Genomic DNA, 19,227 nt, shown 5'->3' with positions numbered 1-19,227 from the left:
GAATGGCGAAGTGCTGTTCACAGGGACGCACATTCACAAGCTGGACCGGAAGGGACGCGTATCCGTCCCCAAACGGTTCCGTGCGGCCCTCGATACCGAAGAATTCGCCGGCATCTACCTGTATCAATCCCACAAGGAAAGCGCACTTGAAGGCTGCAGCCACAGCCATATGGAGCGCATTGCCGCATCGCTTGATGAACTCGACATGTTTTCTGACGAGGCCGACGATCTGGCAGACACCATCCTTGGCTCCTCGCATATGCTTCCTTACGACGGCGAAGGCCGCATCATTCTGCCCGCAGAATTGATCGAGTTCGCCCGCATCGAAGATCAGGTCGCCTTTGTCGGCCGTGGTCGCACCTTCCGCCTGTGGAACCCTGACATCTTCAAGCCCCTGCAAGAAGCCAGCCGGACCCGCACGCTTAACCGTGGTGCGACATTGAAGCTCAAACCGATGACTGAACTCCCCAGAGGTGCACGTCCCGGCACCGCAACGGAGGAGGACGCATCATGAGCAGCAATGACCTAAGCTTTGCCACTGAAGATCGTCCGCACAAGCCGGTCCTGCTCCGCGAGGTCCTAGAAGCCCTTGCACCGCGTGACGGCGAGATCATGGTTGACGGTACCTTTGGCGCAGGCGGTTACTCCCGCGCCATTCTTGACTCTGCCAACTGCGAACTTTACGGCATCGACCGCGACCCGACCGCTGTTGCCACCGGCAAAAAGCTTGAAGCCGAATATGACGGCCGCTTCCACATGGTCGAGGGCTGCTTTGGCGATATGGCCAAACTTGTCCCGGCGGCAGGTGCGCAGCAGGTCGATGGTATCGTTCTTGATATTGGCGTTTCGTCGATGCAGCTTGATCAGGCCGATCGCGGATTTTCGTTCCGCGAAGACGGTCCGCTTGATATGCGCATGTCGATGTCTGGACCGACGGCGGCCGATTTCGTCAATACCGCCGAAGAAGAAGACATCGCCAACGTCGTTTACCGCTATGGCGAGGAACGCGCATCGCGCAAGGTCGCGCGCAAGATTATCGAAATGCGCGCAGAGGAACCCTTTACCACCACATCCCAGCTCGCCCGTGCCGTGCGTTCTGTGGTGCGCAAATCCAAGGACGGCATTGATCCCGCCACACGGACGTTCCAGGCGCTGCGTATTTACGTCAATGATGAGCTTGGCGAACTTGAACGCGCCATGGATGCCGCTGAAACGCTGCTGAAACCGGGTGGCCGTCTGGTGGTTGTGACTTTCCATTCGCTTGAAGACCGGCAGGTCAAAACATTCATGAAGGAACGCTCTGGCGATCCAAACAAGATGTCACGTCGCCTGCCCGGTGAACCGGAAGTCGCCATTCCGACCTTTACGACAATTACACGCAAGGCCGTCACCGGTCAGAAAGATGAAATTCGCGCCAACCCGCGCGCACGTTCGGCAAAACTGCGCGCTGTTGCGCGCAACGACCAACCGGCTACATCGCAGGGAGGTCGCAAATGACCCGTGCGGTAACCATCATTGGCCTTGTTTTGACCATCCTGATCGGCACCGGCACCTATTGGGTCAGCCATCAGGTCGAACGTCTTGAAAAACGTTATGCAGATATTCAGTCCGACATTCTGGCCGAACAGGAAAGCATCCATGTTCTTCAGGCCGAATGGAGCTATCTGAACAATCCGGAACGTATCGAACGCCTGTCCAGACAGTATCTGAGCCTTGCCCAGATTGACGTGCTTCAGATGGCAAGCATCGACGATCTGCCCGAAGACGCCGATCTGCATCAGTATCGCATCAACAAGTTTGGCGAGGCGGTTGCCTTCATGCCCGTCCCGCGCGCCCGTCCGGGTGATCTGATGTATGACGAGGCGGCTGATACCATGATCATTGATGCCCCGTCCGTCGCGACCGAAACGGGAGGCGCACAATGAGCCTGACCCGTTTTTCATACTGGCTGCGTGGCGACCGTCCGGAACTGGGCCCGGATCAGCGCGAACGTCTTGCGCTTGAAACCGCGCGCAACCGTATCTTTATCACCGGCGCGATGTTCATCATCGGTTTTTGCTGGATCACCTATGGCCTGATTGATGCATCGGTTCTGCGTCAGGGCAATGAACCGGCTGTCGCATCCGGAACCGATACCCGTGAACTCAAGACCGAGCGCGCCGATATCGTTGATCGCAACGGTATGTTGCTGGCGACCGACCTTCCGACCAATTCGCTTTATGCCGATGCCCGTGTCGTCAAGGACCCGGTTGAGTCCGCCGACCTTTTGTTGACCGTATTGCCTGATCTGGACCGCGATTCACTGATCCGTCATCTGAGTTCGCGCAAGGCATTCGTATGGCTGCGCCGTAACCTGACGCCGGAACAGCAATATGACGTCAACTCGCTTGGCATTCCGGGATTGAATTTCCAGCGTGAAGAACGCCGCGTTTATCCGCATGGGCGTCTTCTGTCACATGTTCTGGGCTTCACCGACATCGACAATAACGGCATCGCCGGGGCTGAGCGCGAATTTGACAACGAATTGCGCATCAATAACGGCCCACTGGAACTTTCGCTTGATACCCGCGTGCAATACGCGCTTGCCGAAGAAGTCGAAAACGCGATGGAAACCTACAGCGCGGTTGGTGCGGCAGGCCTTGTGATGGATGTCTATACCGGCGAAGTCGTTGCGATGACATCGCTTCCGAACTTTGACCCCCATCGCCCGGGCCAGGCACCAGCCGATGCACGCTTTAACCGATCCACGCTTGGCGTTTACGAAATGGGTTCGGTGTTCAAGCTGTTTAACACGGCCATCGCGCTTGAAACCGGCACATCGACGCTGAATTCGGTCTATGACGCGACTGAACCGCTGGCAATTGGCGGGTTCCGCATTCGTGACTATCACGGCGAGAATCGCTGGCTGACCCTGCCGGAAATCCTTGTTCACAGCTCGAACATCGGGTCAGCCCGCATGGCAATGGCATTTGGCGGCGAGACCCAGCAAAAATACCTTAAAAAGCTTGGCATGCTCGACAAACCGCAGATCGAGCTTCCTGAAGTTGGCGGACCGCTTGTGCCCAATCCGTGGCGCGACATCAACACCATGACGATTTCATTCGGTCATGGTCTGGCCGTGACCCCGCTTCAGGTTGTCAGTGGCATTTCCACCCTTGTGAATGGTGGTATTCGCCGCCCTGCGACCATCCTCAAACAGGACGGCGCACCGGCAGGCGAACGTGTATTTTCCCAGAAAACGTCGGAACTGCTGCGTCGCCTGATGCGACTGGTCGTAACCGACGGTTCTGGCAAGAACGCCGAAGTGGCGGGTTACTTCCTTGGCGGGAAGACCGGGACTTCGGAAAAACTCGTGAACGGGCGCTATGTCAAGAACGCCCGCATGTCGACCTTTGTCGCCGCCTTCCCGATGCAGGACCCGAAATATGTGGTTCTGGTGACGTTGGACGAGCCCAAAGGCACTAAAGAAACTTATGGATTTGCCACAGCAGGTTGGGTGTCCGCCCCTGCAGTTGGCAAGGTTGTGACACGTATTGCTCCCCTTTTGGGCATTGAACCGGCGAATGCGAAGGCGCCGGAGATTGAGCAAGCGCTGCAGATCGAACTTCGCAAGGGGGAACGCAAACTTGCGTCTTTCTGAGCTCATGGCAGGTGATCAAGCGGCATTGAAACATGCCGAAGGACAGGACCCGGATATCACGGGCCTGACAGCAGACTCACGCACCGTGAAGGATGGCTATATGTTTGCCGCCCTGTCCGGTGCACGCGATGACGGTTCCAAGTATATCGCCGATGCGATCAAGCTTGGTGCCGCGGCCATCCTTGCAAAGGATGGAACGCCAAGACCGGCAGCCCCCACGGTTCCGCTGATCCCGGTGGAAAACCCGCGCAAACGTTATGCCCAGCTTGCCGCCCGTTTCTATGGCAAGCAGCCGGCAAACATCGCGGCGATCACGGGTACCAACGGCAAAACATCCACGGCGATCTTTACCGAGCAGCTCTGGACGATCCTTGGCAACATGTCGGGATCGATCGGAACGCTTGGCATTCGGGCCGCTGGGGCAAAGATCCCCGGATCGCTGACCACGCCCGATCCGGTTGCCCTGCACCAAAGCCTTGATGAAATGTGTGGCATTGGTGTTACACATGTCGCGATGGAGGCAAGCTCGCACGGGCTGGATCAATACCGCCTCGATGGCGTGAAGGTCACGGTGGCCGCCTTTACCAACCTGTCGCGTGATCATCTGGACTATCATGGCACGTTTGAAAAATACTTTGCCGCCAAGGCCCGCCTGTTCTCGGACCTTCTGGTCGCAGACGGCACGGCAGTGCTTAATGCCGATGTCGAACAGTTCGGCCTTCTGAAAGAACTTTGCGCCAAGCGCGGCATCAATGTGATGTCCTATGGCCAGAATGCCGATGACATCAAACTGATCAAGGCAACCCCTGACAGCACCGGCACCCAGATCAGCCTTGCTGCCAACAAGGGCGAATACAACATCCACCTGCCGCTGATGGGCAGCTTCCAGGTGATGAATGCACTGGCCGCCCTTTCCATCGTGGTGGCATCGGGTGCTGACCTTGATCAGGCAGTCCTTGCGCTTGAAAAGCTTGAAGGTGTGCGTGGTCGTCTTGAGCTGGTTGGCAAAACCAGCTTTGGCGCACCGGTCTTTGTTGATTATGCCCATACGCCAGATGCGCTTGAAACCGTGATCAAGGCCGTCCGTCCGCATTGCAAAGGCCGCCTTGTTTGTGTATTCGGGGCCGGTGGAGACCGTGACGTCGGCAAACGCCCGTTGATGGGACAGGTTGCCCACGACTTTGCCGATATTGCCATCATCACCGATGACAACCCGCGCAGCGAAGATCCGGCCACCATTCGGGCGGCGATCAAGGTCAAGTGCGAAGGTGCCGTCGAGATCGGTGATCGCGCCGAAGCGATCAAACGCGGCATTGGCATTCTTCAGCGCAACGATGTGCTGATTATTGCTGGAAAAGGCCATGAAAGAGGCCAGGTTGTCGGTGATACGGTCCTTCCATTCGATGATGCATCCGTTGCCCGCAGCATTCTTGCGGGTGGCAACTGACCTTAATTCCCGTTACGGCGCTTTGGCCGTGATGGTCTGAGCGAAAAGAAAGTGACGTTATGACGCAGGCTGTTTTATGGACCGCACAGGATGCCGCGAGTGCAACCGGTGGCAAAACCACAGGGGACTGGACGGTAACCGGCATCTCGATTGACAGCCGCAAAGTCAGCGAAGGCGATCTTTTCATCGCCCTTAAAGGCCCGAATTTCGACGGTCACAAATTCGCCCAGGCCGCCCTTGATGCCGGCGCACATGCCGTCATGGTCTCGGATGCCAAAGGCATCACCGATACCGACAAGGTTCTGCTGGTTGATGACACGATGGCAGCCCTTGAGCGCCTTGGCCTTGCCGGACGAGCGCGCAGCAAAGCCAAAATCGTTGCCATCACCGGCAGTGTCGGCAAAACCGGCACCAAGGAAGCCCTGAAATACGTTCTGTCCCAGCAGGGGAAAACCCATGCCAGCCCGGCCAGCTTCAACAATCATTGGGGCGTGCCGATTACTCTGGCAACCCTGCCCGCCGATGCCGACTTTGGTGTTTTTGAAATCGGCATGAACCATCCGGGCGAAATCAGCAAGCTTGTCAAAATGGTCAAGCCAAGTGTAGCCGTGATCACAACGGTGGTCGGCGCCCACACCGAATTTTTCAAGGACGAAGCCGAAATTGCCATGGCCAAGGCCGAGATTTTCGATGGCCTTGATCAGGATGGCACGGTCATTCTGAACCGCGACAACATGCATTACTTCGCCCTTGCCCGGCGTGCCAAGGAACTTGGCCTTGGCAACATCAAGTGCTTTGGCACCGATGCCATGGCGAACTATCGCCTGTTTGAAGCCAACATCGTCACCGATGGCAGTGCCGTCCGCGCACGTGTCGGTGGACGCGACCTTGAATATTTCATCGGCTGCCCCGGTGAACACTGGGTTCTGAATTCGCTTGCGGTGCTCGGATGTGTTGACGCGATTGGCGCTGACCCGGTACGTGCCGCGCAGGATCTGGCGGATGTTACACCGCCTGCCGGTCGTGGTGAAACACACACGGTCAAGCTGCCCTCCGGCGATGGAACCTTTACCCTGATTGATGATGCCTATAACGCCAATCCGACCTCGATGATGGCGGGGATTAAGGTCCTGTCACAGACCAAACCGGGTGACGGCGGACGCAGGATTGCCGTTCTGGGCGAAATGCGCGAACTCGGCGATATCGCACCCAAAATGCATGCCGATTTGCATCAACCGCTGACCGCACTTGAAATTGATCGGGTTTACTCGGTTGGGCCGATGATGGCTGAACTCGATAAAACCCTGCCTTCCGAACGAAATGCTGGCCATTTTGACACAGCCGAAGACGCAATTGAGCCAATAAAGGCCGATTTGCGCGATGGCGATGTGGTTTTGGTCAAAGGATCGCTTGGCATTTACGTTTCGAAAATTGTATCGGCCTTAAAATCCTGTGGCGTGGTGGAATAATCCACAACCGCAACAGGATAAGTCGCAAAAGGAACGACCAGAGCAATGCTCTATAATCTGCTTTATCAATTTGCTGATCAGATGCCGGTACTGAACCTGTTTCGGTATATCACCTTCCGTACGGGTGGTGCGATCATCACGTCGCTTGTGCTTGCCTTTGTGATCGGCCCGCACCTGATCAACTGGTTGCGTTCCAAACAAAGCGAAGGCCAACCGATCCGCGAAGACGGCCCTGAAAGCCACCTTTTGACCAAAAAAGGCACGCCGACCATGGGCGGGCTTTTGTTGTTGCTGTCAACATCGATTGCCACCCTGCTTTGGGCCGACCTCACCAACCCTTATGTCTGGGCGGTTTTGCTGGTCACCATCGGCTATGGCTTCCTTGGTTTCCTTGATGACTTCCTGAAAGTTTCCAAGCGCAACACCAAAGGCCTTCCGGGTAAGCTCAAACTTCTTGGGCAGTTTTCCATCGCGGCCCTTGCCGCATGGTGGATTTCGTATAACACCGCCGATCCGCTTTCGACCGCACTTGCCTTCCCGTTCTTGAAGAATTTCCTTTTGGATCTGGGCTGGTTCTTTGTGCCGTTTGCCATGTTTGTCATGGTCGGTGCTTCGAACTCGGTGAACCTGACGGATGGCCTTGATGGTCTGGCGATTGTGCCGGTGATGATTGCCGCGGCCAGCTTCGCGCTGATTACCTATCTGATCGGTAACGTTCAGTTCGCCGAATACCTGCAGGTCCATTACGTTGCCGGTTCTGGTGAGTTGACCATTTTCCTTGGCGCCCTGGTTGGTGCCGGCCTTGGATTCCTTTGGTACAACGCGCCGCCTGCGATGGTATTCATGGGGGATACCGGATCCCTTGCCCTTGGTGGTGCTTTGGGTGCGGTTTCGGTTGTCACCAAGCACGAACTGGTTCTGGCGATCATTGGTGGCCTGTTTGTTCTGGAAACCCTGTCGGTAATCATTCAGGTCGGGTCCTACAAACTGACTGGCAAACGCGTGTTCCGCATGGCCCCGCTTCATCACCATTTCGAGAAAAAGGGCTGGCAGGAACCGACCATCGTGATCCGGTTCTGGATCATTGCTGTGATCCTTGCCCTGGTTGGACTTGCAACCCTGAAGCTTCGTTAAGGACATACTGAATTGATTGATCTTTCACATCTGCGCGGCAAAACCATCACGGTTCTGGGTCTTGGGAAATCCGGACTTGCCAGTGTGAAGGCATTGATCAATGCAGGTGCCATCGTCTGGGCGTGGGATGACAACGCATCATCACGTGAACAGCTTGAACCGCTTGGCCTTGCCCCGATTAATCTGGCGGAATGTGACTGGACAGAACCCGACATGCTGGTGATCAGCCCGGGTATTCCGTCCACCTTCCCGACCCCGCATCCGGCGGCTGAAAAGGCACGCCGTGCGGGCAAACCGATCATTTGCGACGTCGAGTTGCTTTGTGTGGCGCAGCCTGATGTGCCCACACTTGCCATCACCGGCACCAACGGCAAATCAACCACCACAGCACTGACCGCCCACATCATCGGGCAGGCCGGGATCAAGACGCAGGCGGGCGGCAACCTTGGCAATGCGGCCCTAGGGCTTGAACCCTCCACCGCCGATGATTGTCTGGTTCTTGAACTGTCATCCTATCAGCTTGAACTGCTGGAACATGCGGCCTTTGATGCCTGTGCGCTTTTGAACATCACGCCGGATCATCTGGATCGTCATGGCGGACTGGATGGCTATATCGGCGCCAAGCACCTGATCTTTGCCCGTGCAAAGGGGCCGAAATGGGCGATCATTTCCATTGATGACGAGCCGTGTACCAAAATGGCGGTTGAACTGGCCCGTGAAGGCGGTCGGCACATCATCGAGGTTTCCGTCAAGCAACCGGTCGATCACGGCATCTATGTTGATGCGGATGGCTGGCTGATTGATGACATGACCGGCGCGCAAACCCGTATTCTGGACCTTGCGACCGTCAACCAGATGCCCGGACGCCACAACTGGCAAAACATTGCCTTTGCATATGGGCTCTGCCGTGCGCGCGGTGTGGATGCCACCCGGATCATTGACGGGATCATGTCCTTCCCGGGTCTGGCACATCGACAGGAATTGCTCGGCACCATTGATGGCGTGGTGTTTATCAATGACAGCAAGGCCACCAATGCCGAGGCATCAGAAAAGGCGCTTTCGGCCTATCACAACATCTACTGGATTGCCGGTGGTAAACCCAAGGAAGGCGGAATTGAGGGATTGCAGGAATTCTATCCCCACATCAAGAAAGCCTATCTGATCGGTGCCGCGACCAACGAATTTGCCGAAACCCTTGGTGATGATCTGCCATGGGAGAAATGCGAAACCCTTGATGTCGCAACCAAAATGGCCTTTGCCGACGCCAAGTCCAGCGGTGATCACAAACCGGTGGTGATGCTCACCCCGGCCTGCGCATCGTTTGATCAGTTTAAAAGCTTTGAGGCGCGCGGCGATGCCTTCCGCGATCTGTACAACGCATTGGCGAGTGGTGACATGACCGGGAAGGCAAACGCATGAAGTCCCTGTTTGGTCATAACACGAATATCGCCTTTTCGCGTGCCGATACCTCGGTTCTGGGGATCTGGTGGTGGACGGTCGATCGCTGGTTGCTGGCGGCCATCATCCTTCTGATGGGGATTGGCGCGCTTCTGGTGATGTCGGCAAGTCCGCCGGTTGCTGATCGCATCAATGTTGACAGTTTCCACTTTGTCACCCGCCAGTTCGTTTTCCTTGGCATGGCGACAGTCTGCATGTTTGCCATTTCGCTGTTGCCGGTGAAATGGGTGCGGCGTCTGGCGTCCTTCATGTTTCTGGGTGTGCTCTTTTTGCTGATCATCACCCCGTTCATCGGATCAGACATCAAGGGTGCAGTACGCTGGATCAACGTTGCCGGGATCAACCTGCAACCGTCCGAATTCCTCAAACCGGCCTTTGCGGTTGTCATTGCCTGGATGTTTGCCGAAGGGCGTCTCAACCCCAATTTCCCGGGCTATATCGTTTCAAGCCTGATGCTGGCTGTTTGTATCTTCCTTCTGATGATCCAGCCGGACTTTGGTCAGACCGTTGTCATCACCTCGATCTGGTCGGTGCAGATCTTCCTTGCCGGACTTCCGATCATTCTGGTGTTCTGTCTTGGGCTTGGCGCCGTTGGACTGGCCGTTACGGCCTATCTGATCTTGCCGCACGTTCAGTCGCGTGTGGACCGCTTCCTTGATCCGGCATCTGGTGACAGCTATCAGATCGAACGATCCATGGAAGCCTTCATGAGTGGTGGCATCATGGGCCGTGGCCCGGGAGAAGGCTGGGTCAAGAACTCCATCCCGGATGCCCATTCCGACTTCATCTTTGCCGTCGCTGGCGAGGAATTCGGTCTTCTGTTCTGTGTGCTGGTTGTCGGTGTCTTTACCTTCATCATCATGCGCGGTCTTTCGCGCCTGATGGGGGAACGCAACCTGTTTGTCGTTCTGGCCGTCACCGGCATTCTGGTTCAGTTCGGCTTGCAGGCCGTGATCAACATGGCTTCCACCCTGCAGTTGGTCCCGCCAAAGGGCATGACGTTGCCGTTTGTTTCCTATGGCGGGTCGGCCACGATCGGGATTGCGATTGGCATGGGATTTGTTCTGGCACTAACGCGAAAACGACCCGGCGAATAATTGCCATCACCCCTTTAAAACTTTCTGCATCAAAACGACAAAATCAGGTGATATTCCACGCCCGGTTTGAAGGGATATTAACCTTTGTCGGGTTCTGATGGGGGTAACTGTCGGGGACCCTCCCCGCACTGCCGTCGTTTTAGATGTGGACAAGATGACTGACTTCGCTAACCCAGAACTTTCTGCCGTCGAGACACCGCTCGCAGGTCAGGTGATCGCCGTAACATCCGGTGGCACTGGCGGGCATATGTTTCCGGCTGTTGCCTTGTCCAAATCGCTGGTGCGTCGTGGTGCAAAGGTCCTGTTTTTCACCGATGCCCGTGCCGCACGCTATACCGAGGGCGTTGACGGCGTCGAAACCGTCATCCTGCCGGCCGGCGGCATTGCCGGCAAAGGCATCAAAGGCCGCCTGATCGGGGCCGCCCGGCTTGGCCTTGGCACGCTCAAGGCCCGCAAACGGATCAAAAAGACCAAACCCGCGGCCGTGATCGGCTTTGGTGGTTATGCCTCTATCCCGGCGACCATGTCGGCCAAGTGGCTTGGCATTCCCTATGCCATTCATGAACAAAACGCGGTTTTGGGCCGTGCTAACCGTCTTGTTGCCAGCAACGCACAGCGCATCGCGACATCCTTTGCCAAGGTCACGATGATTGCATCAAGTGACGAGGCCAAAGTGATCTGGACGGGCAATCCTGTCCGTGCCGAGGTCGCAGCCCTTGCCGCAACCGAGTACGAGGCCCCGACCAGCGACGGTCCGATCCGCCTTCTGATCACGGGCGGATCACAAGGCGCACGCATCCTGTCGGAAGTTCTGCCAACCGCACTGGTCAACCTGCCGGAGGCCATCCGCAAACGCCTGATTGTTACCCAACAGGCGCGAGAAGAAGATATCGATACGGTACGCAAGACCTATGACGGATCGCAAATCGACGTGACCCTGGCATCCTTCATCAGTGATATCCCCGAACGCCTGCGCGATTGCCATCTGGTAATTGCCCGTTCGGGGGCGTCGACTGTGGCGGAACTGACCGCGGCTGGACGTCCTGGTTTTCTCGTACCCCTGCCCCATGCCATTGATGATCATCAGCGTTACAATGCCCAGCAGATCGAAGATTCTGGTGGTGCGTGGCTGATGCCACAAGAACGTTTTAGCAGTGAGGCCGTCACAGATCGCCTGGCAAAACTTTTAACCAACTCCGCGGCGCTTACCCGTGCGGCAAAAGCCGCCAAAAGCAGTGGGCGCGCCAATGCCGCAGAGCGTTTGGCTGACATGGTGCTTGATATGCTGGGCCTGAACCCGGCAGGAAGCCCGGATAACAAAAACATGACGCAAGACCGAGGAGACTCTCAATGAACACCCTGCCGCTCAACATCGGCACCATCCACTTTGTCGGTATTGGTGGCATCGGCATGTCCGGTATTGCCGAAATCCTCAATAACCTCGGCTATTCCGTTCAGGGGTCGGACATTTCAGACAATGCCAATGTGCAGCGCCTGCGCGCCCTTGGCATCAAGGTCTTTGTCGGCCACAAGGAAGAAAACGTCGAAGACGCCAAGGTTGTTGTGATTTCAACCGCCGTCAAGCCGACCAACCCCGAAGTCGTTGCCGCGCGTGCCGCGATGATCCCGGTCGTGCGTCGTGCTGAAATGCTGGCCGAATTGATGCGTCTTAAGGCCGCCATTGCGATTGGCGGCACGCACGGCAAAACCACGACCACATCGCTGGTTGCGACCATGCTGGATGCGGCTGGCCTTGATCCTACAGTGATCAATGGCGGGATCATTAATTCATACGGCACCAATGCCCGCCTTGGCGAAGGCGACTGGATGGTGGTTGAGGCCGATGAGTCTGATGGTACCTTTGTCAAAGTACCGTCGACGATTTCAGTCGTGACCAACATTGACCCGGAACATCTGGATCACTGGAAAGATTTCGATCAACTGCGCGAAGCCTTCAAGAACTTCGTTCAGAACATCCCGTTCTATGGCTTTGCCGTTCTGTGCATCGACCATCCCGAAGTCCAGGCCCTTATCGGGCGCGTCACGGATCGCCGCATTTTCACGTTCGGCTTTTCGCCGCAGGCCGATGTCCGTGCGGTTAATGTGCGCACCAATATCGGCGACACCGTATTTGATGTCGTGATCCGCGAACGCGTCGATAGCGAAGAACGCGTGATCAAGGATGTCCGTTTACCGATGGTAGGCGATCATAACGTTTCGAACTCGTTGGCGGCGATCACGGTCGCGCTTGAACTTGGCATCCCGGATGAGAAAATCGTATCCGCCTTTGATGGCTTTACCGGCGTTAAACGTCGCTTCACCAAAACCGGTGAAGTCGATGGTGTCACCATTATCGACGATTATGGTCACCACCCGGTTGAAATCAAGGCGGTGCTGAAGGCCGCCCGTCAGGCAACCCAGAACAACGTGATTGCTGTGGTTCAGCCGCACCGTTATTCGCGCCTGCATGACCTGTTTGAAGATTTCTGCACCTGCTTTAACGATGCTGACAGTGTGATTGTTGCCGACGTTTACGAAGCCGGTGAAAGCCCGATTGAAGGCGCATCGCGTGATGCCCTTGTTGAAGGCCTGCGCAACCGTGGCCATCGCCATGTCAGCGCACTTGCAGGGCCGGAAAAACTGGCCGAAGTCATCAAAGCCGAAGCAAAGCCGGGCGATCTTGTTGTTTGCCTTGGTGCTGGTTCCATCAGCGCATGGGCAAATGCCCTGCCCGCCCAACTTGAAGCGATCAAGAACTGAGGCAGATATGAGCACGCCGAAACACCATACGCCCCTGATCGACCGCCTGCCCAAGGTGCGTGGCAAGCTGCGCGAAGGCGCACAACTTGCCAAAGTCACCTGGTTTCAGGTTGGTGGCCCGGCAGACGTGATGTTTCGCCCAGAAGACGAAGCCGACCTTGCCGCCTTCCTGAAAGGCAAACCGGCGGATATGCCAGTAACCGTGATCGGCGTTGGCTCGAACCTTTTGGTGCGCGATGGCGGCATTCGTGGGGTTGTCATCCGCCTTGGTCGCCCGTTTACCGACGTGGTGGTTGAAGATGGCGCGGTTCACGCCGGTGCCGGCGCGCTTGACCTCAATGTTGCGCAAACCGCACAGATGAACGGCATTGCCGGTCTGGAATTTCTGTCTGGAATTCCCGGCACCATCGGTGGGGCCTTATGCATGAATGCCGGGGCCTATGGCACCGAGATCAAGGATGTCCTTGTATCGGCAACCGCAATTGACGGCAGCGGCAACATTCACACCGTCACGCCAGATGAAATGAATATGACCTATCGCCACTGCGGGCTTCCGGAAGACTGGATTTTCACATCCGCAATCTTGCGCGCATCGTCCGGTGATCCCGAAGACATCGCCAAACGCATGGATGAAATCCAGAAGGCGCGCGCGGAATCGCAACCGATCAAATCACGCACCGGTGGATCGACCTTTGCCAATCCGGTGCCTGATCGCGCCTGGGAATTGATTGATGCCGCCGGATGCCGGGGACTTACCATCGGTGGCGCGCAGATGTCCGAACAGCATTGCAACTTCATGATCAATAAGGGCGATGCCTCCGCCCTTGATCTTGAACAGTTGGGCGAAGAGGTCCGCAGGCGGGTCAAAGAACACAGCGGCGTTGAGCTGCGCTGGGAAATCCGGCGCATTGGCGAACGCCTTGGCCACTCGATCATAGGAAAAGACGCATGAACAAACATGTCGCTGTCATTCTGGGCGGTTGGTCAGCAGAACGGGAAGTTTCCCTGTCCTCGGGGCGCGAATGCGCCAAGGCGTTGCGCGAGAAGGGCTATAAAGTCACCGAAATCGACGCAAACCGTGATCTCGCCCATCAATTGGCGGCCCTTGATCCCAAACCGGACGTGATTTTCAATGCCCTGCATGGCCGCTGGGGCGAAGATGGCGCGGTTCAGGGCCTGCTTGAAATCATGAACATCCCCTATACCCATTCCGGTGTTCGGGCATCGGCAATTGCTATGGACAAGATGTCCGCCAAGGCGATGTTTGCCGAATACGAAATTCCCTGCGCCCGTCATGTCTGGGTCACGCGCCAAGACATCGCATCTGGCAAGGCATTGCCGCCGCCCTATGTTTTGAAACCCAATAACGAGGGATCCTCGGTCGGGGTTGAAATCATCCTGACGGTCGAGGAAGAACAAAACATGCTGGCCCGTGATTGGGTCCATGGTGAAGGCGTCATGCAGGAAGAATTCATTCCCGGGCGCGAAATGACCGTTGCCGTCAAGGACGGCGAGGCGATGGAAGTCATCGAAATCCTGACCGGCAATCACGCATTTTATGACTTTGAATCCAAATATGCCCAGGGCGGCTCAGAACATATCGTTCCTGCCGACATCGAAGGCGATTTGCGCGATCGTCTGCAACGTCACGCCGAAGAAGCTTATAAGGCGCTTGGCTGCCGGGGTGTGGCACGCGCCGATTTCCGCTATGACCCGGAAAACGACCGTTTGGTAATCCTTGAGATTAACACCCAACCGGGCATGACGCCGACATCACTGGTCCCGGATGCCGCACGCCATGACGGCATGAGCTTTGCCGACATCGTTGCATGGATGGTGGAGGATGCATCGTGCGAACGCTAGAAGAACAGGCCCGCGAACGGCGCGAGAAGCTTGATAAACAACATAGCGTTGGCACCAACGTCAAAAAGATCGCGCGGGTCATGTGGTGGACCGGCTTCATTGGTGCCATCGTGATTGTTCCGACAGCCCTTGTTTATACCGGCAAGGCCGATAAATGGATGAGACTGGCGACGCAGGAAAGTGTTCGGCTTTCTGCCGCGTTTGGCATGACGGTCAAGAATATCGAAGTTTCAGGTCGCGAAAAAACCGACCCGAATGCCCTTTTGGCGGCCATCGGACAGAAACCGGGCACGCCGATCATTACATTTGATGTCGACGCCGCCCGCGAACGCATCGAAGAGCTTTCATGGATCCGAAGTGCTACCGTCGAACGCCAGTTGCCCGACACCCTCATCGTCTCGGTTGTTGAACGCAAACCACTGGCGATCTGGCAAACCGAGGGCCGCGACCATGTGTTGATCGATGGCGATGGCGAGCAACTTCAGAATTACGAACTTGGTGATTACCTTGATCTGCCAGTTCTTGTCGGTGACGATGCACCGAAAAGTGCGGCGGAAATGCTGACCACCCTGCAATCCATTCCGCACCTTTATGAACAGATCACCGGTGCCCAGCGCATCGGGCATCGTCGCTGGAACATCCAGCTTGCCAACGGCATGTTCATTCGCCTGCCTGAGGAAAACATGGAAAAGGCATGGCAGCGCCTCGAAGTCCTTGATCGCGAACACAGCATCCTTGATCGCGATGTTCTGATTGTTGATTTGCGCCTGCCCGACCGCACATTTGTCCGCCTCACACCCGGTGCCGCAGAACAAAGGCGTAATCCGCCAAAGAAGGAGGGCGCGGTCTGAACTGACCGCCCCGATACCCTCCCCATCCTGCGCCCCGTTTCAGACGCATAAAGCACTGACTTGCGCAATATCATGATTGTTTTTCCACCTTCTTTGCGTAGTTTCGCATGAAGATGCGTTATGCGACGGTCTGCCTTAACCAAATTGCAACCGCTTTTGGTCGAAAACAGGCTTAATAAGGTACGGTCAAAAAAAGTCCGACCACATAACCCATAAAAATTCAGAGCATTCAATTGGCACGCGGCAAAACCAGATCAGGATTGATTGCGGCATTGGACATTGGAACGTCCAAGGTCTGCTGCTTTATTGCACGACGTGAAAAGGACCAACCGCCGAAAATCATCGGCATTGGTCACAACATGTCCAAGGGCCTGCAAAGTGGATCAATTTCCAATCTTGATGCCGCACAGGAAGTCGTGCTTGCCGCGGTCAACGCCGCTGAAAAAATGGCGGGTCAGACCATCGACTCAGTCATTGTCAATCTGTCTGGCGGTCGACCGGAATCCGAAACCCACACGGTTGAGCTTCCGCTTGGCTCCCGCCCGATTGGCAATCTTGAGATCCGAAAACTCAATGATCAGAAGGAAGCCCTTCTGCGTCAGGCCGGTGATGAGCTGATCCATACTGTCCCATTGGGGTTCCGCCTTGACGGTGCCAACACCATGAATGATCCGCGCGGCATGTATGGATCGACCCTTGGTCTTGATCTGCATTTTGTACGAACGCAAACCGCACCCTTGCGCAATCTTGGCACCCTTCTGGCGCGTTGCCACCTTGCGATTGAGGAAACGGTCGTCACCCCGCTGGCATCGGGTCTGTCGGCCCTGACAGCCGATCAGCGCGATCTGGGCGCGACCGTGATTGATATGGGCGCAGGCACCACAAGTGTGGCGGTCTTTAATGCCGGTCAGGTGGTCTACACCACCTCGATCCCGGTCGGTGGTGCTCATGTCACGCGCGATATCGCCTATGGGCTCAATACGTCGCTTAATCATGCCGAACGCATGAAAACCCTGCATGGCAGTGCTTTGACCTCGCCGTCCGATGATCAGGAAATCCTCGCGGTTCCGACCATCGGCGATGAAGACGAAAACAATTTCAATCATGTGCCGCGCTCGATGCTGATCAACATCATCAAGCCGAGACTTGAAGAAACGTTCGAATTGATCCGCGATCAGTTGGAAGAACACGGCTTGTCGCAAATCGGTGGTCGCAGCATCGTTCTGACCGGTGGTGCCAGCCAATTGAACGCGATTGCCGATCTGGCCAGTCAGATGTTTGAACGTCCGGCCACGATTGCCCTGCCGCACGGTGTTTCGGGCCTTGCCGAAGCCACCGCCGGACCTGCTTTTTCGGCCTGTTCGGGGCTGCTGTTGCGCGCTGTTGCACAACAGAACGACCCCCTGAGCGAAGCCATGGCGCAAATCCGTCAATCGGGTGGGCGTTGGGGCCGTTTGGGTGCCTGGTTCAAAGAGAACTTCTAGTTCGCACCCCCAAACGCACTTTTTTTATCCATTTTCCCGAAAACTTTTAGCCGCATTAAGAAGGCAATAACTCTTTGCCAGCTAAAACGGACTCGGAGGTCTTTGTGCCCGAAGTATTTCTGGCACGCACAGGCAAAGGGAAGGCTTGTGTAGGACCCTCAGCTCTAAAGCGCGGAGAGGAAGAGCAAACAATGAGTACAATCAGTTTTTCCGTTCCTGAAACGGAAGAAAACCTAAAACCAAAGATCACCGTTATCGGTGTCGGTGGTGCCGGCGGCAACGCCGTTAACAACATGATCGCATCCGAACTTGAAGGATGTGACTTTGTTGTTGCCAACACCGATTCTCAGGCCCTGACCCAAGCAAAAGCAACACGCAAGATGCAGCTTGGTCGCAAGATTACCCAGGGGCTGGGTGCAGGCGCACGTCCGGATGCGGGTAGTGCCGCCGCCGAAGAATCCATTGAAGAAATTCAGGCGCAGCTTGAAGGCAGCCACATGGTATTCATCACCGCCGGTATGGGCGGTGGTACGGGTACCGGTGCAGCCCCGGTCATTGCACGTGCGGCCAAAGAAGCCGGCATTCTGACCGTTGGTGTTGTTACCAAGCCGTTCCATTTCGAAGGCACGCGCCGCATGCGCACCGCCGAACAGGGTATCGAACAGCTTCAGCAGTATGTCGACACCCTGATTATCATTCCGAACCAGAACCTGTTCCGGGTCGCGAATGAAAAAACAACCTTCGCAGATGCCTTCCAGATGGCTGATGACGTTCTGCGCAACGGTGTCCGTTCGATTACCGACCTTATGATGGTCCCGGGTCTTGTGAACCTTGACTTTGCCGATATCCGCACTGTCATGAGCGAGATGGGCAAAGCCATGATGGGCACCGGTGAAGCATCGGGTGAAAAACGTGCACTTGAGGCTGCCGAGGCTGCAATAGCCAATCCGCTTCTTGAAGATGCCTCGATGAAGGGTGCCCGTGCGGTTCTTATCAACATCACCGGCGGCATGGATATGGCGCTGTATGAAGTTGACGAAGCCGCCAACCGCATCCGCGAGGAAGTTGCATCCGAAGCCAACATCATCTTCGGTTCGACCTTCGATCCGACCATCGAAGGTGCGCTTCGCGTTTCTGTTGTTGCAACCGGTATAGACGCCGAAGAAGTTCGCCGTCCGCAACCGACCACTGTTTCTGTTGCACAGCCTGTTTCCCAGAAACCGGCAGAACAGCCTGCCGCGGCACCGTCCTTCGCACAACATGGCGCAGGCAACGCAGCAGCCGCTGCTGCCCACAACACGGGTGCTGGTGACTATGCGGGTGGTGCGTCGGTTGATCACATTCCTGCTGATCGCTTTGCTGCAACCGGTAGCGCACAGCAGCCGGAAATCAGCCATCAGGCCGAAGCACAGGAAACCGGGTCGATTGAAATGGGCCAGACGGTCCTGAAACCGAAACCCGTTCTGCGTGCAGACAAGCCGGTCCAGAAACCCACCAGCAACGGCGACATGGCTTTCATTCCGCCGCGTGCTGTAACGCCAAGCGAAGCCGAGCATGCTCAGCACAGCCCGGACGTATTCGAGGCAGCTGATGCCCAGAATGCAACCTCGCCGCGTTCTGTTCTGAGCAGCCTGTTTGGCAAGAACAAGACCGCCAAGGAACCGCATAGCTATGCGGAGCCGAAAGTCTCGCAGCCGCAGGCTCCTGCGCCACGCCAGACCGAGATGCCGCTTGGCGAGGACAGCGAACATGTCATGAAGAAGGAGCCTGCTTCCCGGGGCAAGGCGCAAGGCGCGTCTGACGACCTTCTTGAAATTCCGGCCTTCCTTCGTCGTCAGGCCAACTGACGACGATCTCCGCGCGAAGATGGGGAAGGCTTAATGCCTTCCCCTTTTTTTTGGACGCACCAGCTTGGATGACGCTGTAATTCGGCAATTGTGACCAAAGCCCGTAAGCCAAACGGTTACAACCGGCTCAAAATACCCAGCAGAAATGCATTTTATTTATTAATTTCAAAGTACTAT

General features: G+C 56.2%; 16 protein-coding genes. All 16 read left to right on the top strand.

All coding sequences use genetic code 11. The features are described from left to right. Positions 1-10 precede the first annotated feature (10 nt). The 16 genes from WBY09_RS06245 to ftsZ all read left to right on the top strand — a co-directional run bounded on the left by WBY09_RS06245 (position 11) and on the right by ftsZ (position 19,050). A complete protein-coding gene (locus WBY09_RS06245) occupies positions 11-514 on the top strand; it encodes a division/cell wall cluster transcriptional repressor MraZ (protein ID WP_064779590.1) in 504 nt (167 codons plus the stop codon). Further along, complete coding sequence (gene rsmH, locus WBY09_RS06240; protein WP_197145597.1) at positions 511-1,497, top strand: 16S rRNA (cytosine(1402)-N(4))-methyltransferase RsmH; 987 nt, start codon at positions 511-513, stop codon at positions 1,495-1,497. The genes WBY09_RS06245 and rsmH overlap by 4 nt, the downstream gene beginning before the upstream one ends. Continuing rightward, positions 1,494-1,925, top strand: a complete 432-nt coding sequence (gene ftsL / locus WBY09_RS06235) for a cell division protein FtsL (protein WP_064779592.1) — start codon at positions 1,494-1,496, stop codon at positions 1,923-1,925. The genes rsmH and ftsL overlap by 4 nt, the downstream gene beginning before the upstream one ends. Continuing rightward, positions 1,922-3,640 (top strand): peptidoglycan D,D-transpeptidase FtsI family protein, encoded by a 1,719-nt coding sequence (locus WBY09_RS06230; RefSeq protein WP_008889600.1) that lies wholly within the window; start codon positions 1,922-1,924, stop codon positions 3,638-3,640. Before ftsL ends, WBY09_RS06230 begins: the two co-directional genes overlap by 4 nt. Continuing rightward, positions 3,627-5,087: a UDP-N-acetylmuramoyl-L-alanyl-D-glutamate--2,6-diaminopimelate ligase gene (locus WBY09_RS06225; RefSeq protein WP_197145598.1), complete on the top strand. Its 1,461-nt coding sequence runs from the start codon at positions 3,627-3,629 to the stop codon at positions 5,085-5,087. Before WBY09_RS06230 ends, WBY09_RS06225 begins: the two co-directional genes overlap by 14 nt. Positions 5,088-5,146: 59 nt before the next feature. Then, positions 5,147-6,556 carry a UDP-N-acetylmuramoyl-tripeptide--D-alanyl-D-alanine ligase gene (locus WBY09_RS06220; protein ID WP_197145599.1) on the top strand — a complete coding sequence of 470 codons (1,410 nt, stop codon included), beginning with the start codon at positions 5,147-5,149 and terminating at the stop codon, positions 6,554-6,556. Positions 6,557-6,601: 45 nt separating this feature from the next. Next, complete coding sequence (gene mraY, locus WBY09_RS06215) at positions 6,602-7,690, top strand: phospho-N-acetylmuramoyl-pentapeptide-transferase (RefSeq protein ID WP_197145600.1); 1,089 nt, start codon at positions 6,602-6,604, stop codon at positions 7,688-7,690. 12 nt (positions 7,691-7,702) lie between these two features. Then, entirely contained in the window at positions 7,703-9,109 is a 1,407-nt protein-coding gene (gene murD, locus WBY09_RS06210; protein WP_197145601.1) for a UDP-N-acetylmuramoyl-L-alanine--D-glutamate ligase, read from the top strand. Beyond that, entirely contained in the window at positions 9,106-10,245 is a 1,140-nt protein-coding gene (gene ftsW / locus WBY09_RS06205) for a putative lipid II flippase FtsW (protein WP_008889595.1), read from the top strand. The genes murD and ftsW overlap by 4 nt, the downstream gene beginning before the upstream one ends. 154 nt (positions 10,246-10,399) lie before the next feature. Next, entirely contained in the window at positions 10,400-11,599 is a 1,200-nt protein-coding gene (gene murG, locus WBY09_RS06200; RefSeq protein ID WP_197145602.1) for an undecaprenyldiphospho-muramoylpentapeptide beta-N-acetylglucosaminyltransferase, read from the top strand. Next, on the top strand, positions 11,596-13,005 hold the full coding sequence (gene murC, locus WBY09_RS06195) for a UDP-N-acetylmuramate--L-alanine ligase (protein WP_197145603.1): 1,410 nt from the start codon (positions 11,596-11,598) through the stop codon (positions 13,003-13,005). Before murG ends, murC begins: the two co-directional genes overlap by 4 nt. Before the next feature lie 7 nt (positions 13,006-13,012). After that, positions 13,013-13,957: a UDP-N-acetylmuramate dehydrogenase gene (gene murB / locus WBY09_RS06190; protein ID WP_336232267.1), complete on the top strand. Its 945-nt coding sequence runs from the start codon at positions 13,013-13,015 to the stop codon at positions 13,955-13,957. After that, positions 13,954-14,868: a D-alanine--D-alanine ligase gene (locus WBY09_RS06185; protein WP_286791635.1), complete on the top strand. Its 915-nt coding sequence runs from the start codon at positions 13,954-13,956 to the stop codon at positions 14,866-14,868. The genes murB and WBY09_RS06185 overlap by 4 nt, the downstream gene beginning before the upstream one ends. Beyond that, entirely contained in the window at positions 14,856-15,719 is an 864-nt protein-coding gene (locus WBY09_RS06180; RefSeq protein ID WP_197145606.1) for a cell division protein FtsQ/DivIB, read from the top strand. Before WBY09_RS06185 ends, WBY09_RS06180 begins: the two co-directional genes overlap by 13 nt. 272 nt (positions 15,720-15,991) lie before the next feature. Beyond that, positions 15,992-17,203, top strand: a complete 1,212-nt coding sequence (gene ftsA, locus WBY09_RS06175) for a cell division protein FtsA (protein WP_231959745.1) — start codon at positions 15,992-15,994, stop codon at positions 17,201-17,203. 191 nt (positions 17,204-17,394) lie between these two features. Continuing rightward, a complete protein-coding gene (gene ftsZ, locus WBY09_RS06170; protein ID WP_197145608.1) occupies positions 17,395-19,050 on the top strand; it encodes a cell division protein FtsZ in 1,656 nt (551 codons plus the stop codon). Positions 19,051-19,227: the final 177 nt, after the last annotated feature.

Origin of the sequence: Thalassospira sp. CH_XMU1458, from assembly GCF_037027205.1 — a bacterium.
GTDB lineage: Bacteria > Pseudomonadota > Alphaproteobacteria > Rhodospirillales > Thalassospiraceae > Thalassospira > Thalassospira tepidiphila.
This window is presented reverse-complemented; position numbering and strand designations above follow the sequence as displayed.

What these genes read in the sequence shown, in the direction of transcription:
- mraY (WP_197145600.1), top strand. Translation starts at nt 6,602, where the DNA reads ATGCTCTATAATCTGCTTTATCAATTTGCTGATCAGATGCCGGTACTG.
- murC (WP_197145603.1), top strand. Translation starts at nt 11,596, where the DNA reads ATGAACACCCTGCCGCTCAACATCGGCACCATCCACTTTGTCGGTATT.
- murG (WP_197145602.1), top strand. Translation starts at nt 10,400, where the DNA reads ATGACTGACTTCGCTAACCCAGAACTTTCTGCCGTCGAGACACCGCTC.
- rsmH (WP_197145597.1), top strand. Translation starts at nt 511, where the DNA reads ATGAGCAGCAATGACCTAAGCTTTGCCACTGAAGATCGTCCGCACAAG.
- ftsZ (WP_197145608.1), top strand. Translation starts at nt 17,395, where the DNA reads ATGAGTACAATCAGTTTTTCCGTTCCTGAAACGGAAGAAAACCTAAAA.
- ftsL (WP_064779592.1), top strand. Translation starts at nt 1,494, where the DNA reads ATGACCCGTGCGGTAACCATCATTGGCCTTGTTTTGACCATCCTGATC.
- WBY09_RS06185 (WP_286791635.1), top strand. Translation starts at nt 13,954, where the DNA reads ATGAACAAACATGTCGCTGTCATTCTGGGCGGTTGGTCAGCAGAACGG.
- ftsW (WP_008889595.1), top strand. Translation starts at nt 9,106, where the DNA reads ATGAAGTCCCTGTTTGGTCATAACACGAATATCGCCTTTTCGCGTGCC.
- murB (WP_336232267.1), top strand. Translation starts at nt 13,013, where the DNA reads ATGAGCACGCCGAAACACCATACGCCCCTGATCGACCGCCTGCCCAAG.
- WBY09_RS06220 (WP_197145599.1), top strand. Translation starts at nt 5,147, where the DNA reads ATGACGCAGGCTGTTTTATGGACCGCACAGGATGCCGCGAGTGCAACC.
- WBY09_RS06230 (WP_008889600.1), top strand. Translation starts at nt 1,922, where the DNA reads ATGAGCCTGACCCGTTTTTCATACTGGCTGCGTGGCGACCGTCCGGAA.